Raw genomic sequence first — 13,749 nt, 5'->3', positions numbered from 1 at the left:
TAATCCTTTCACTTCTGAATAAGGATTGGAATTGCTCCAATCCTTGACTAATTAAGCGCGTGAGACATAAGTCCCTTCAGCTGTATTGATGACCAATTTTTGACCAGCCTCGATGAAATCTGGTACATTGACAACAAGACCTGTTTCCATAGTCGCTGGTTTACCTGAACCTGTCACGGTTGCACCCTTGATTGATGGTTGAGTTTCAGCAACCGTCAATTCAACTGTTGTTGGAATGGTCACACCGATAACTTCTGTACCGTAGAATTGGATTTTCACATCTGAATTTTCTAGAATGTAAAGTAATTCATTTTCCACGTTAGCTACTGGAATTTCATATTGTTCGTAGCTTTCAGTATCCATGAAGTAGGCTGTGTCGTCCATCTTGTAAAGGTATTGAGCTGGACGTGTTTCAATAATCGCTTGCTCAAATTTTTCCTCTGGACGATAGCTCGTATCAAAAGTTGAACCACTACGGATATCACGCAATTTCATTCGCATGATGGTATTTCCCTTACCTGGTTTATGGTGGCTAGCTTCTAATACTTTAATCAACTTGCCATCTGTTGTTACAAAGGTCATTCCTGCCTTTAATTTACTTGCTTCAATCATAATGATACCTCTTTATTCAAATTATTATCACTTCATTTTACCACAAAAACCATCAAGACTCAAATGTTTTAATAAAATAAGACACCCTTAGTCAGTTCTTTAGTGACTTTTCTTTTTGGATTTGTCGCGCCTGAGCCTTACGGATTTGGCGATCCAACTCTAACTTAATTGCAGGCTCTGGTTCTCGCCATTGGTCAGGTTTCAAAATCTTATGCGTTACTGGGTCAAAATGAGGCTTGCCATCTGGAAAAATTTTGCCAATATTGGCCTCATGAACCGTATCAAAGATGGGTTTAGGATCAATACCCATCAGCGTAAACGACCCATAAGTAAAATACAAAAGATCTGCTAGAGCATCTACTTGACCAACCATCTGATCATCTGTTGCTGGTTTTTGACTAACTTTAACGACAGCCTGATCAATCGCTTGATGTAGGGCTGCCACTTGCTCTTGAAAAGCATCTAGACTAGATTGACTAGCATATAGAAACTCAACGAGCTCTTCTGCTTTGAAATTAACTCGACGACTAGCCTCATGATTATCAAATGCTTTTGGTAAATCACGCAAACTGCCATCCATCAGTTCATGGAAATCACGAACCTTATTGAAATTATCATCACTACTTGTAAAATTAGACTCGCTTCCTAAATGAATCAAACCATAGTGGGCTAATGCCTTAGCAATGCCATCCTGATTGTTACTAGTTGTTGTATAGGTTGCAGTTTGTTTGGCTTCTTGACTACCATTTCCCATCGCCACACCAATTCCCACACCTGATAGCATTTCTAAATCATTATCGGAATCACCAAAAGCCATGACCTCGTTAATGGCAAAACCAAAAAATTCACCGACCTTCTCAATACCTTTTAATTTCGACATCCCCTTAGCAATCAAATCGGCTGAGTAGGGGCTACTTCTTGTGATGGTCAATTGTGGAAATTTCTCTTTTAATTGATCGGTTTCATCTTGAGTCGCAACTAAGACTACCTGATAAATCGGCTCTTTCATGATGGTCAATAAGTCAGCAGGACGTTGAGGTTTAAAGCGTCTAATCGCATGCTTAAACGTTTTTTGCACCATCTTAGCCCAGCTTTTAGGCACCACACGACTGATAACTTGGCCAAAACGACTGGTGCCTAGGTTAATAATGTTAGAACCAACCAAACCAGTTGCTGTTCCCAAGGAAATTTCACGCTTTCTGCCAGAAGCATATTTAATGGTTCGATAAACAGCAGATTTGGGTAGGGGGTTAGTATAAAGGACGCGATCTCTTGTAAAAATATACTGACCATTATAAGCAACAGCAAAATCTAACTCTAGATTTTCCATAAAGCGATTGATAAAACCTGGTCCACGACCAGTTGCCACACCAACCAAAATACCTTGACGATGTAAGTCTTTAATGGCTGCTTGTGTGGATTTTTGCACAGATTTAACATCGTTCAGCAAAGTGCCGTCAATATCAAAAAATACTGCTTTTATTGCCATTTCAATCCCTCATCTCTTGCTTCACACTTTTTTTACGATATGTTACAATAATAATAACATATTTTAGGAATTGAAAGAAGACTTATGAAAAAAATTCTTGTGCTCCATACAGGTGGCACCATTTCTATGCAAGCTGATGACACTGGGAAGGTCAGACCTGAAACCACTAACCCTATGAACCATGTGGGACTGACTCTTGATAATCTAGACTTGGAAGTTCTAGACCTGTTTAACTTACCCAGTCCACATGTTAGACCCAGTCACATGCTAAAACTTTATCAATTGATTAAAGAAAAGGCAAAACAGATTGATGGAGTGGTTATTACTCACGGGACAGATACTTTGGAAGAAACGGCTTATTTTTTGGATACCATGACTCTTCCACAAATCCCAATTGTCATTACAGGAGCTATGCGTTCATCCAATGAACTGGGAAGTGATGGCATTTATAATTATCTTTCTGCTCTTCGTGTTGCCAGTCATGACAAGGCTTATGATAAGGGAGTCTTGGTTGTTATGAATGATGAAATTCACGCAGCTAAGTATGTGACCAAAACCCATACGACTAATGTATCTACCTTTCAAACACCAACTCATGGGCCCTTGGGTATTATCATGAAGCATGATGTTCTTTTCTTCCAAACAGCAGAACCTAGGGTTCGTTTTGATTTGGAAAAGATTGAAGGCACTGTCCCAATCATCAAGGCCTATGCTGGCATGGGGGATGGCATCATTAGCTTATTAACTCCTGATAAGATTGATGGGGTCGTTATTGAAGCACTCGGGGCTGGCAATATGCCACCTGATACGATTCCTGCCTTAAGTCAGCTTTTAGCACAGCAAATCCCTGTCGTTCTCGTATCTCGTTGTTTCAACGGTATTGCTGAACCAGTATATGCTTATAAGGGTGGTGGCGTCTTACTTGCTGAACAAGGGGTGATGTTTGTCAAAGAACTCAATGCCCAAAAAGCCAGATTAAAATTACTCATTGCCCTAAATGCTGGTCTTCGTGGACAAGCATTAAAAGATTATATTGAAGGCTAATGAAAATAGACAATAGAAAGCCCCTTGATAAGTATCAAGGGGTTTTTTTTTGAGATGATAGATGACTATTGTTCGTCAGCGACATATTCCAAAATATCTCCTGGTTGACAATCTAGCTCACGACAAATAGCCTCTAAGGTTGTAAAGCGAATAGCCTTGGCTTTTCCTGTCTTTAGAATAGACAGATTGGCATTGGTGATACCAATACGTTCAGCCAATTCGCCTAGCTTCATTTTTTTCTTAGCTAGTTCAACATCGAGATTGACAATAATCATATCTACTCCTAAATAATAAATTTATTTTCTTCTGCAATGACATTAGCTTGCTCAATCACCTTAGACATTGCCCAAATCAAACCAGCAATTAAAACATAAGTCAAGTTCATTGAGACAATACCAACCACAGCGGTTAACACTGTTAAGATACGCGCCAAACGGACATTTTGAAAAATAAATACATGATTGGTTAAAATGTTTTTGAAAAATTGACGAATACAAATCAAAATAGCAATTGGTAATACCAAATTCCACAACATAAAAATAACACCAAAAATCGTCACTGATAAACCAGATAGCAAGACATTGGTTTTTTGGAAATTAGCCAACCAATCTGTCAAATAGCCATTGTTAACGACACCAATCATACTAAAAATGACTAAGCCAATCGCAATCATCAAGTGGATAGCAATCAAAATATTACATAACCACACACCGTATTTCAAATAAGACATATCCTTATTTTTCATCTTAAATATTTCCTCTCTCATCTTACAAATAAAGGGTTACCATTAAATGAGCTCTATTTAATAATTATCACATGATACTATTAGTATAACAGAAATATTTTGTTTTGCAACTATTTTTTATCGAAAAACGATAAATTTTGATGTTTAACATCTCTTTAACTAGTCAAATTCTTTCTCAACGACTAGATAAGGGCGGATAGGAGCATAACGAGGATTGTCCTGCCAATTTGCTTCTGAAACAATGGCTTGTGTTACCTTTCTGGCTTCTTCCAAAATTGGATAATCCTGCACCAAATCAGCTAACTTAAATTCTGGAATGCCTGACTGCTTGGTACCAAAAACATCACCCGAACCTCTCATCTTGAGATCTGCTTCTGCTAGTACAAAACCATCTGTTGTTTCACACATGATTCGCATGCGTTCTTTACCTGTATCGGTTTTAGGATTAGCGACCAAAATGGCATAGGATTGTTTATTTCCTCGACCGACACGTCCACGTAATTGGTGGAGTTGACTCAAACCAAAACGGTCAGCATCCATAATAATCATAATACTAGCATTAGGGACATTAACTCCAACCTCAATGACTGTGGTTGAGACCAAAATATCTAGTTCATGATTTTTGAAGGCTGTCATAATCTGCTCTTTGTCATCTGACTTCATGCGACCGTGCATCAAGGCCACCCTAGCTTTTTCACCAAATAAAGCGACCAATTCTTGATGCAGTGTTTCTGCATTTTTCAAATCTAACACTTCGGATTCTTCAATCAAGGGAGAAATGATATAAATCTGGGATTGTTTAGCGACTTCTTCTAATAACCAATCCCAAACTTGAGCTAACTGTTCATGCTTAACCCATCGTGTGATAATGGGTTTTCGACCAGCAGGTAATTGATCGATGATCGAAACGTCCATATCACCAAAAGCTGTGATTGCCAAAGTTCGTGGAATCGGCGTTGCAGTCATCATTAAAACATCTGGATTAACTCCTTTTTCCCTAAATAAACGACGTTGTTTCACACCAAATCGATGTTGCTCATCTGTAATCACCAAACCTAAACGATGATACGATACCCCTTCTTGAATTAGCGCGTGAGTACCCACAACCAAATCAATCGAACCCTCAGCAATGCCTGCCAATACCGTTCGACGAGCTGCCGCCTTCATGCCAGACGTTAAAAGTGCTATGGTCAAATCAGGAAAAAGGTCAGACAAAGTCATGTAATGCTGTTCTGCTAAAATCTCTGTTGGCACCATTAAAGCTGACTGATAGCCCGCTGTGTGGGCGGCATACATGGCTAAACTAGCGATAATCGTCTTGCCTGAACCCACATCTCCTTGTAACAGTCGGTTCATGTGCTTATTTGATTTCATGTCAGCTAAGATCTCAGATAAACTACGTTCTTGAGCCGAGGTTAAGGTAAAGGGCAAATTAGACAGACGCTCTGCTAATCGACGCTCATCATAGGCTAACACCGTACCTGAATTTTCCACTTGATGACTCGCTTTTAAGATTTGTAATTTCAATTGAAAATAGAAAAATTCTTCAAACTTTAATCGCCTTAAAGCCTGTTTATAATAGGTTAAATCCGTTGGAAAATGCATGGCTAAAACGGCGGTTTGACGATCTAACAAACGGTATTTATCCAACAAATACTGGGGGAGATTTTCTGGTAATAACTCTAAATAACCCATATCCAAGGCTGATTTTATCGCCTTAACCAAACTTGTCTGCGATATTCCCTTAACTAGATGATAAACGGGCTGCAACTCGTCACTAACTTGAGCAAGTACCTTAATGCCAGTTAAACTGGCTTTTTTACTATCCCATTTGCCAAAAACAGCCACTTCTTGCCCCAGTTGAATCTTGTCCTGCCAATAGGGTTGATTGAAAAAATTAACTGCCAAAACATGTTCATCTTGCTTTATCTTAAAGGCTAGACGATTACGCTTAAAACCATAATATTGCACGACTGCTGGTGTCACAACAGTTCCTAAGACGAGCGCCTTTTCTCCATCCACCAGCTCAGCTACTGACCGACGCTGAAAATCCTCATAACGAAAGGGATAATAGCAGAGCAAATCTTCAATGGTCTCAATCCCAAGTTTGAGAAAGTTTTCAGCCGTTTTAGGCCCAAAACCTTTCAAGTTCGCTATTTGATCATCCAATTTCATGAGCCGATCCTTGTTGATAAATTCTTGGCACGCGTTCACTAATCAAACATAGAATTTCGTAATTGATGGTCTGAGAAAATTGTGCTAAGTCAGTTGCCGTAATAAGTTGGTCCTTATCTTGACCAATCAATGTCACTTTTGTTCCCAAAGGATATACCTTGGGTAATCGGAGTGTTATCTGATCCATGGAAACACGACCAACAATTTCACAAAATTGACCATCCACTAAAACTTTTGCTCCTTGTAAACGCCGCAACCAGCCATCTGCATAACCTATCGGTACCGTCGCAATAATCTCATCTTCACAAGCGACATAGGTTGCACCATACCCAACTGACTGACCAGCCTTCATTTGTTTGACTTGAACCAACTGGCTCTCCAAACGTAAGGCTAGTTTTAAGTCAAAAGGAAGTGGCAGCTCTAGCCCACTAGGATTCTGACCATAAATCGCCACACCTAAGCGAACGGCATTAAAAATACCGTCCTTATGCCAAAGCGTAGTGGCTGAATTACTAGCATGAACCAATTCAGGAATTTGAGTCAAGTTTGACAAGATGCTCTTAAAGCGTGCTAATTGTTCTTGAAACTTGCTATCGTCTGCCTCATCAGCCGTTGCAAAATGCGTGAAAATCCCTACAACTCTAGCACCAACCTTATCTAAGGCAGACATAGATTTGTTGATCTCATCAGCTTCACGAAAACCAACACGTCCCATACCTGAATCAATCTTAAGATGTACTTGCAAGCCCTCTAAATCTTGTTGGTCTTGCGTTGACAAAAGACGGTCCAACCATTCCTGACTCGTTACCGTTAGCATGAGATTATGACGAATTGCTAGGCCCACATCTTCAGCTTCAATCACTCCCAAAATCAAAATAGCTTGTGTTAAACCTGCCTGTCGTAACTCCAAAGCCTCGTCCAAATTCGACACACAATAACCATCAACAAAAGATTGCAAGCTCTTCGCAACCTCTACCGCACCATGACCATAGGCATTAGCCTTGACCACTGCAAAGGTCTGTACCTTTTCTCTTAGACAACTTTTAATAACCTCAACATTGGCTTGAATTGCTGCCAAATCAACAATCGCTCTCGTTGGTCTATGCTTACTTGCTACCATTTTCTTCCTCCAAAATAACACTGGCTTGAGCCAATTGACCACTATGACTGATGGAAACAAAAACATGACCAGGAAATAGTGACTGGGTCACTACTGGTGCTCCCTTCTCATCAGATAGGATTTCAATAGCTAAAAAGTTTAGTTTTCCAATTCCTGTTCCCATTGCCTTAGCAAAGGCTTCCTTGGCTGCCCAGCGACCTGCTAGATAGGCCATTGCCCTTTTTTTAGGTAATTGATCAAACCTAACTAATTCCTTAGGTGTCAGTACTTTTTTTACAAAATTGGGCCGCTTATCATAAGCCTTTTCAATGGCAGAAATCTCTTGCAAATCAATCCCATGCCCTACAATCATCTTTCTCTCCAAGAAAAGAGCTAAGACCATGCCCGCTCTCTTCTTTTCTATTTTAAAATTTTTGACGTCCGTGACAATTCTTAAATTTCTTACCAGATTGACATGGACAAGCATCATTACGGCGCACACCAGTAAAGTCATACTCAGTTAAGCTATCAAAATCAAGCTTTTGAGCTGCAATATTACCTTGAGCAGTTGTTCTCGCATTTTGTGACACATGCTCACGCTCTTGTTCATGAATTTGTGTCTTCATCATCGTACGCGTCACATCAAACTCAATTGTGCTAATCATATCTTGGAACATGCGGAAACCTTCTGATTGGTACTCAACAATTGGATTGTTTTGAGCATAACCACGCAAACCGACCGCACTTCTCAATTGATCCAAGGCATCGATATGACTGGTCCAACGATTATCCACAACCATCAAAATAAGTACTTTTTGGAATTCTAGAATCTTGTCTTCATCTTTTAATCTTGCCATTTGTCGTTGATAAACTTCCATAGCACGATCATATAATTCTTCTTTAATTTCCGTAAAGCTCAATGATTGTAAGTCAGACACGTTAATATCTTCTTCATCCAACAGATTATTTTGAGCAAAGGTCACAATCGCCTCTAGGGCTTCATCCTTATCCAAACGACTATGAGCATCAACTTGACGATCAATCGTACGTTGAATCATGGCCTTAATTTCTGGTCCTAAGTCACGAATAGCTGTAATGACTTCATAACGGTTAGCGTAAATAATTTCCCGTTGCTCGCGCATGACATCATCATACTGCAAGACTTGTTTACGAGCGTCATAGTTATTACCCTCAACACGTTTTTGGGCACTTTCCACTTGTTTGGTCAACAAGCTAGACTTGATAACAGCATCTTCTTCATCGAGATTCATACGGTCAAGGAAGGCTTTAATACGCTCTGAACCAAAACGTTTCATCAAGTCATCTTCTAAAGATAGATAGAATTGAGATTCTCCCTTATCTCCTTGACGTCCGGCACGACCACGCAACTGATTATCAATACGGCGACTCTCATGACGCTCTGTTCCGATAACACAAAGACCACCAAGGTCTAGTACACCCTCTCCCAACTTGATGTCGGTACCACGACCAGCCATATTGGTGGCAATAGTAACTGCTCCACGTTGACCGGCATTCATAATGATTTGTGCTTCTTTAAAATGGTTCTTGGCATTCAAAACTTCATGTGGAATACCTTCTTTAACCAACATTTTTGACAGCAAATCACTAGTATCAACAGAAGCTGTTCCGACTAGAATAGGTTGACCTGTCTGATAACGCTTTTTGACATCAGCTACAACCGCACGAAACTTCGCATCTAAGGTTGGATAAAGCAAATCTGGATGGTCAATACGTTGGACTGGACGATTCGTTGGAATTGGAATGATTCGCATGTTGTAAATTTCACGGAATTCTTCTTCCTCCGTCTTACCAGTACCTGTCATCCCTGCCAATTTTTTATACATACGGAACATGTTTTGGTAGGTGATTGACGCGCTTGTCTTGGTTTCTTCTTGAACCTCGACACCTTCCTTGGCTTCAATGGCTTGGTGAAGACCATCAGAGAAACGACGACCTTCCATGGTACGACCTGTAAATTGGTCAACGATTAAAATCTCACCCTCTTCACTGACCACATAATCCACATCCAAGGTCATAATATAATTGGCACGAAGAGCATTGTCAATATAATGGGTCAAGGCCACATTTTCAAGGTCATAAAGGTTATCCAAATTGAAATACTGCTCAGCTTTGTCAATACCAGAATCTTTTAGACCAATGGTCTTAGTCGGTACATCAATGGCGTAATCTTCACGTTTAAGGGTCTTAACGAACATATCTGCTCGGATATAAAGCTGATCAATATCTGCTCCACCAGCACCTGAAACGATCAATGGTGTACGCGCCTCATCAATCAAGACTGAGTCAACTTCATCGACCAAGGCAAAGTTCAACGGGCGTTGCACCATATCTTCTCGACGTTGCACCATGTTATCACGAAGATAATCGAATCCAATTTCTGAGTTGGTTGAATAAGTAATATCACAGTTATAGGCTTCACGTTTTTCCAAAGACGATTTTGCAGCCAAGTTAATCCCAACTGACAAACCAAGCCAACTGTAAACCTCACCCATCTCCATGGCGTCACGAGTTGCCAGATACTCATTGACCGTAACAACGTGGACACCTTCTCCCGAAATGGCATTTAAGTAAACTGGCATGGTAGCCGTTAGAGTCTTACCTTCACCAGTACGCATTTCAGGAACATCACCATGATGAAGAACAATTCCCCCCATGATTTGAACTGTATAAGGAAACAACCCCAAAACACGTTTGGCAGCTTCACGTACAACAGCAAAAGCTTCTGGCAGTAAATCATCTAAGGTTTCGCCATAATTATAACGTTTTTTAAATTCTTCCGTCTTAGCCTTCAATGCCTCATCAGACAGGCTTTCCATCTCATCGGCATAAGATTCAACTTTCTTTGCTATTTTTCTTAATTTTTTCACTTCACCCTTATCATTTTCAATAAGTGTGCGTAGCATATTTGCCATTTTAGTTCCTCTCAATTACGATACATTATCATGTTATTATACCACGAAATAAACTGCTATTCAAGAGTGGGCTATAATGTCGCTAAGCAATCCTTTCTCTTTGAAACTTCTTGTCCCAAGTCCCTATCTCATCTCATTGAAATTTGTTATACTAATAATAACTATCAATTAAAAAGGAGATTCCATGAAACGAATTTTAGAAAAAATCAGCCTACTAGCACTCTCTACCATGCTAGTATCCACTTTTGCCGTTTCCCCTGCCTTGCCCCAAATGATTGGTCATTTTGCAAAAGAAGGGATTTCGTCTAGTCAAGTAGAAAACCTCATTACGATTACGTCTTTTGCCATTATGGTCAGCCTTTTATCAAACGGTCTTATCGTCCGATTTTTATCAGAGCGCTCTATCATCATTTTAGGTTTATTTTTAATGGCAATTGGTGGCTCGATGCCAGTTCTTTTTCCTAGCTTTACGCTAGTTCTTTTTGCCAGAATTTTACTTGGCTTGGGAATCGGACTCATCAATGCTCGTGCCATCAACATCATTGGACATTTTTTTACAGGTCAAGAAGGGGTACAGATGATGGGCTTACGCAGCTCAGCTGAAGTATTAGGTAGCGCCAGCTTGACTACCCTTGTTGGTTATCTCTTAGGTTTTGGCTGGCAATTTGCTTTTGCAGCCTATCTATTTGCCCTAGTTATTTTATTGCTCTTTGTTCTTTTTGTGCCTAAGGAAAACCTAGGTCAAGAACAAACTGATACGGATACCTCTTTCTCTAAACCTAAATTAACAAAACACCTATGGCAAACCAGTCTTTATCTCGCTTTTCTAGCCTTTTTTGTCATCAATGTTAATACCTTCCTCACCATGAGAATTCCTCAAATCGTTGTCACATCTGGAATCGGAACAGCTCAAGAAGCTAGTTATGTTCTCAGCTTAATGCAAATGATGGGAATCTTAGCTGGAACATTGTTTAGTTTATTGATTGGTCGCTTTAAACACTGGCTGTTAGGGATAGCCTATACCATTTTTGGACTATCCGTTGTTGGGATTACCTTTGCCCATAATCTTTGGTTACTGGGATTAGGAGCAATGATTTCAGGATTCTTCTATAGTACCATTTTAACCATTATTTTTAGTCGAGCAGCCGGCCTTGCTCCAAAACCACTTGATAATACTGTCATGACTATCGTTCTTATGGGTTGTAATATCGGTGGAGCAACCGCCGCCTTACTTCCCAACTTTTTAGAAAAAATCAACCCAAGTCTTGGTGCCTTTGGTATTTATACCATCGCTTGTGGAATAATCAGTGCTTTGCTATTAGTCAAAGAAATAAAGAGAGTCTAACATGCGACTAGATAAATTTTTAGTAGATTGTGGCATCGGTAGCCGAAATGAAATCAAAAAACTCTTAAAAACAAAACAAGTTCTAGTAAATGGAGAAATTTCAACTCTGGCTAAACAACAAATTGATGAACAAAATGACCACATCACCATAAATGGACAGACCTTAACCCATGAAAAATTTGTTTATTATTTACTCAATAAACCCCAAGGAGTTATTTCAGCCACTCAAGATGAATACCATACTACTGTTCTTGATTTACTTGATGAAACCGCTCGTCATAAAGACGTTTTCCCTGTTGGTCGCTTGGACATTGATACCCACGGTCTTCTTCTCTTAACCAATAACGGCCAGCTAGCTCATGCTATGCTATCGCCAAAAAAACATGTGGATAAATGCTATCAAGCCAAGATTGATGGGGTCATGACCCAAGATGATGTCCAAGCATTTGCTCAAGGTATCATACTTAAAGATTTCACCTGCCAACCTGCCCATTTGACTATTCTTTCAACCAGCAAAAAAGAAAACACCAGCCTCGTTCAAATTACCATCAAAGAAGGTAAATTCCACCAAGTCAAACGTATGGTAAAAGCCTGTGGTAAAACCGTAACTGACTTACAACGTTTAAGCATGGGCCCCTTGCAACTGGATCCCAATTTAGCACTAGGTGACTATCGCCGTCTAACTCCAAAAGAAATAACTAGCTTGGACATTTTTAACGTGGCATTATAAAATAGCAGAAAGAGTTATCTCTCTGCTATTTTTTTAATCATTACTATAGCTCACAATCAGGGTTAAATCTCCAGAAAACTCCCATGATGTGACATGATTTGGTAGAATAAAATGATCTCCCTTTTTCAAAGAATAAGTGTCATTGTCTATTAGTAAATCTCCCGCACCTTCAATTACACTCATCAAATAATAAGGTGCTGTTTGCGCAAAACTAGCTTGCCCTTTAACTTCCCATTTATATACTGTAAAGAACTCATTGCTAACCAAAAGCGTGGACATTAAATCTCCTACTTTAAGATCCACAGATTGACTATTTTTTGGCTCAGCAAGTGTCAACACATCTATGGACTCTTTCAAATGCAATTCTCTCAATTGCCCACTTTTATCAGGACGGTCAAAATCATAGACACGATAGGTCGTATCGCTTGATTGTTGAGTTTCCAAAATTAAAATCCCACGACCAATGGCATGCATCGTTCCACTTGGCACATAGAAAAAATCACCTGCCTTAACTGAAACTCGTGTCAATAACTTATCCCATTGACCTGTCATAATCATTTCTTTCAAATCCTCTTTAGTCTTAGCCGCATGCCCATAGATAATTTCGGCTCCTTCATCAGCTTCCAAGACATACCAACATTCAGTCTTACCCAATTCATCTTCATGGGCTAAAGCATAAGCATCATCCGGATGTACTTGCACACTAAGCCAATCATTAGCATCTAAAATCTTAATTAACAAAGGAAAAACTTTACTTTTGGGATAACCAAAAAGAGCCGGTTCTAAGTGATATAGTTGATCCAAACCCATTCCTTCAAAGCGACCATTTAAGATTTGTGAAACACCGTTACCATGAGCTGAGATAGCCCAATATTCACCTGTCTTATCACTATTAAGCTCATAATTAAAAACTGTACCAAGTCGATTACCTCCCCAAATCTTCTCATGCAATGTCCCTTGTAAAAATAATGGTTGTTTCATCTTATTTCTCCTTATCTTAATTCAGTTTCATTATAACACCACAACACTCTCTTCTGCAATACTTAATCTTTTCTCTCTCTAATAGCTAAAAGTAGATTAGTTACCTAATCTACTTTTTATTCTTCTACTAAACGTTCTTTAAGTTGTTTAAGTAAGGCTTTTCTCCCCGCAAAACGTTCTCCCCTAATTAACCTATCCAATTGCACTTGTTCTTTGATACTTAAATTCTCTCTAATTACTTCTAACCAAGATTTAAAGCTCACATAATCTTCCAATAACATACCTTCTGCTCTCACTGCATGACCAACTTCACCAATTTCCTCATAAGTCATTTGATTAAACTGGCGCTTCACACTACATTGTTTGCGTAAAACATCCTTCACATGATTAGAAAATTTCGTCTTGAAATAAATTCGTAAACAATGTTCATCCCACAAGACTTGAGGGCAAGATTGACACAAATGATACAGACTAATCATCGCTTCTTGCTCCCAATCATCATGCAGCCAAATTCTTATCTGATAAGTTCTCTCCAACTTAGTCACTATCGGCTTCACTTTATCATATAATTCCTC

At 39.4% G+C, this 13,749-nt stretch carries 13 protein-coding genes; 3 read left to right on the top strand and 10 right to left on the bottom strand.

All coding sequences use genetic code 11. From position 1 onward, the window contains the following. Positions 1 to 51: 51 nt before the first annotated feature. Both efp and FRX51_RS03425 read right to left on the bottom strand, forming a co-directional pair. Complete coding sequence (gene efp, locus FRX51_RS03430; RefSeq protein ID WP_146461710.1) at positions 52 to 612, bottom strand: elongation factor P; 561 nt, start codon at positions 610 to 612, stop codon at positions 52 to 54. 91 nt (positions 613 to 703) lie between these two features. Next, the gene (locus FRX51_RS03425; protein WP_146495868.1) at positions 704 to 2,101 is read right to left on the bottom strand and encodes a Cof-type HAD-IIB family hydrolase; all 1,398 of its coding nucleotides are present in this window, start codon (positions 2,099 to 2,101) and stop codon (positions 704 to 706) included. 84 nt (positions 2,102 to 2,185) lie between these two features. Between FRX51_RS03425 and FRX51_RS03420 the strand changes: the two genes are divergently transcribed. Beyond that, the gene (locus FRX51_RS03420) at positions 2,186 to 3,145 is read left to right on the top strand and encodes an asparaginase (protein ID WP_146495866.1); all 960 of its coding nucleotides are present in this window, start codon (positions 2,186 to 2,188) and stop codon (positions 3,143 to 3,145) included. Positions 3,146 to 3,210: 65 nt separating this feature from the next. On the opposite strand, the gene FRX51_RS03415 is transcribed toward FRX51_RS03420, so the two are convergent. The 6 genes from FRX51_RS03415 to secA form a co-directional block, all read right to left on the bottom strand. Next, entirely contained in the window at positions 3,211 to 3,420 is a 210-nt protein-coding gene (locus FRX51_RS03415; RefSeq protein ID WP_146495864.1) for a helix-turn-helix transcriptional regulator, read from the bottom strand. 8 nt (positions 3,421 to 3,428) lie between these two features. Further along, positions 3,429 to 3,890 carry a hypothetical protein gene (locus tag FRX51_RS03410; protein WP_146495862.1) on the bottom strand — a complete coding sequence of 154 codons (462 nt, stop codon included), beginning with the start codon at positions 3,888 to 3,890 and terminating at the stop codon, positions 3,429 to 3,431. 159 nt (positions 3,891 to 4,049) lie between these two features. After that, positions 4,050 to 6,065: an ATP-dependent DNA helicase RecG gene (recG, locus tag FRX51_RS03405; protein ID WP_146495860.1), complete on the bottom strand. Its 2,016-nt coding sequence runs from the start codon at positions 6,063 to 6,065 to the stop codon at positions 4,050 to 4,052. Further along, the gene (gene alr, locus FRX51_RS03400) at positions 6,052 to 7,185 is read right to left on the bottom strand and encodes an alanine racemase (protein ID WP_146495858.1); all 1,134 of its coding nucleotides are present in this window, start codon (positions 7,183 to 7,185) and stop codon (positions 6,052 to 6,054) included. The genes recG and alr overlap by 14 nt, the downstream gene beginning before the upstream one ends. After that, positions 7,172 to 7,537, bottom strand: a complete 366-nt coding sequence (acpS, locus tag FRX51_RS03395) for a holo-ACP synthase (protein ID WP_146496109.1) — start codon at positions 7,535 to 7,537, stop codon at positions 7,172 to 7,174. The genes alr and acpS overlap by 14 nt, the downstream gene beginning before the upstream one ends. Positions 7,538 to 7,589: 52 nt before the next feature. Next, positions 7,590 to 10,118 (bottom strand): preprotein translocase subunit SecA, encoded by a 2,529-nt coding sequence (gene secA, locus FRX51_RS03390; RefSeq protein ID WP_146495856.1) that lies wholly within the window; start codon positions 10,116 to 10,118, stop codon positions 7,590 to 7,592. A gap of 184 nt (positions 10,119 to 10,302) precedes the next feature. Between secA and FRX51_RS03385 the strand changes: the two genes are divergently transcribed. Both FRX51_RS03385 and FRX51_RS03380 read left to right on the top strand, forming a co-directional pair. Then, entirely contained in the window at positions 10,303 to 11,463 is a 1,161-nt protein-coding gene (locus FRX51_RS03385; RefSeq protein ID WP_146495854.1) for an MFS transporter, read from the top strand. A 1-nt stretch (position 11,464) separates the two neighbouring features. Then, positions 11,465 to 12,193, top strand: a complete 729-nt coding sequence (locus FRX51_RS03380) for a pseudouridine synthase (RefSeq protein ID WP_146495852.1) — start codon at positions 11,465 to 11,467, stop codon at positions 12,191 to 12,193. 33 nt (positions 12,194 to 12,226) lie between these two features. Here the strand turns inward: FRX51_RS03380 and manA are convergent, their stop codons facing one another. Both manA and FRX51_RS03370 read right to left on the bottom strand, forming a co-directional pair. Next, on the bottom strand, positions 12,227 to 13,174 hold the full coding sequence (gene manA, locus FRX51_RS03375; protein ID WP_146495850.1) for a mannose-6-phosphate isomerase, class I: 948 nt from the start codon (positions 13,172 to 13,174) through the stop codon (positions 12,227 to 12,229). A gap of 116 nt (positions 13,175 to 13,290) precedes the next feature. Next, positions 13,291 to 13,749 (bottom strand): sigma-70 family RNA polymerase sigma factor (locus FRX51_RS03370; protein ID WP_146495848.1); only part of this gene is annotated, 459 nt, incomplete at its 5' end.

It is taken from the genome of Streptococcus sp. sy010, assembly GCF_007859175.1.
GTDB lineage: Bacteria > Bacillota > Bacilli > Lactobacillales > Streptococcaceae > Streptococcus.
Note: the sequence above shows the minus strand (reverse complement) of the source record. Positions and strands in the feature narration are given on the sequence as shown.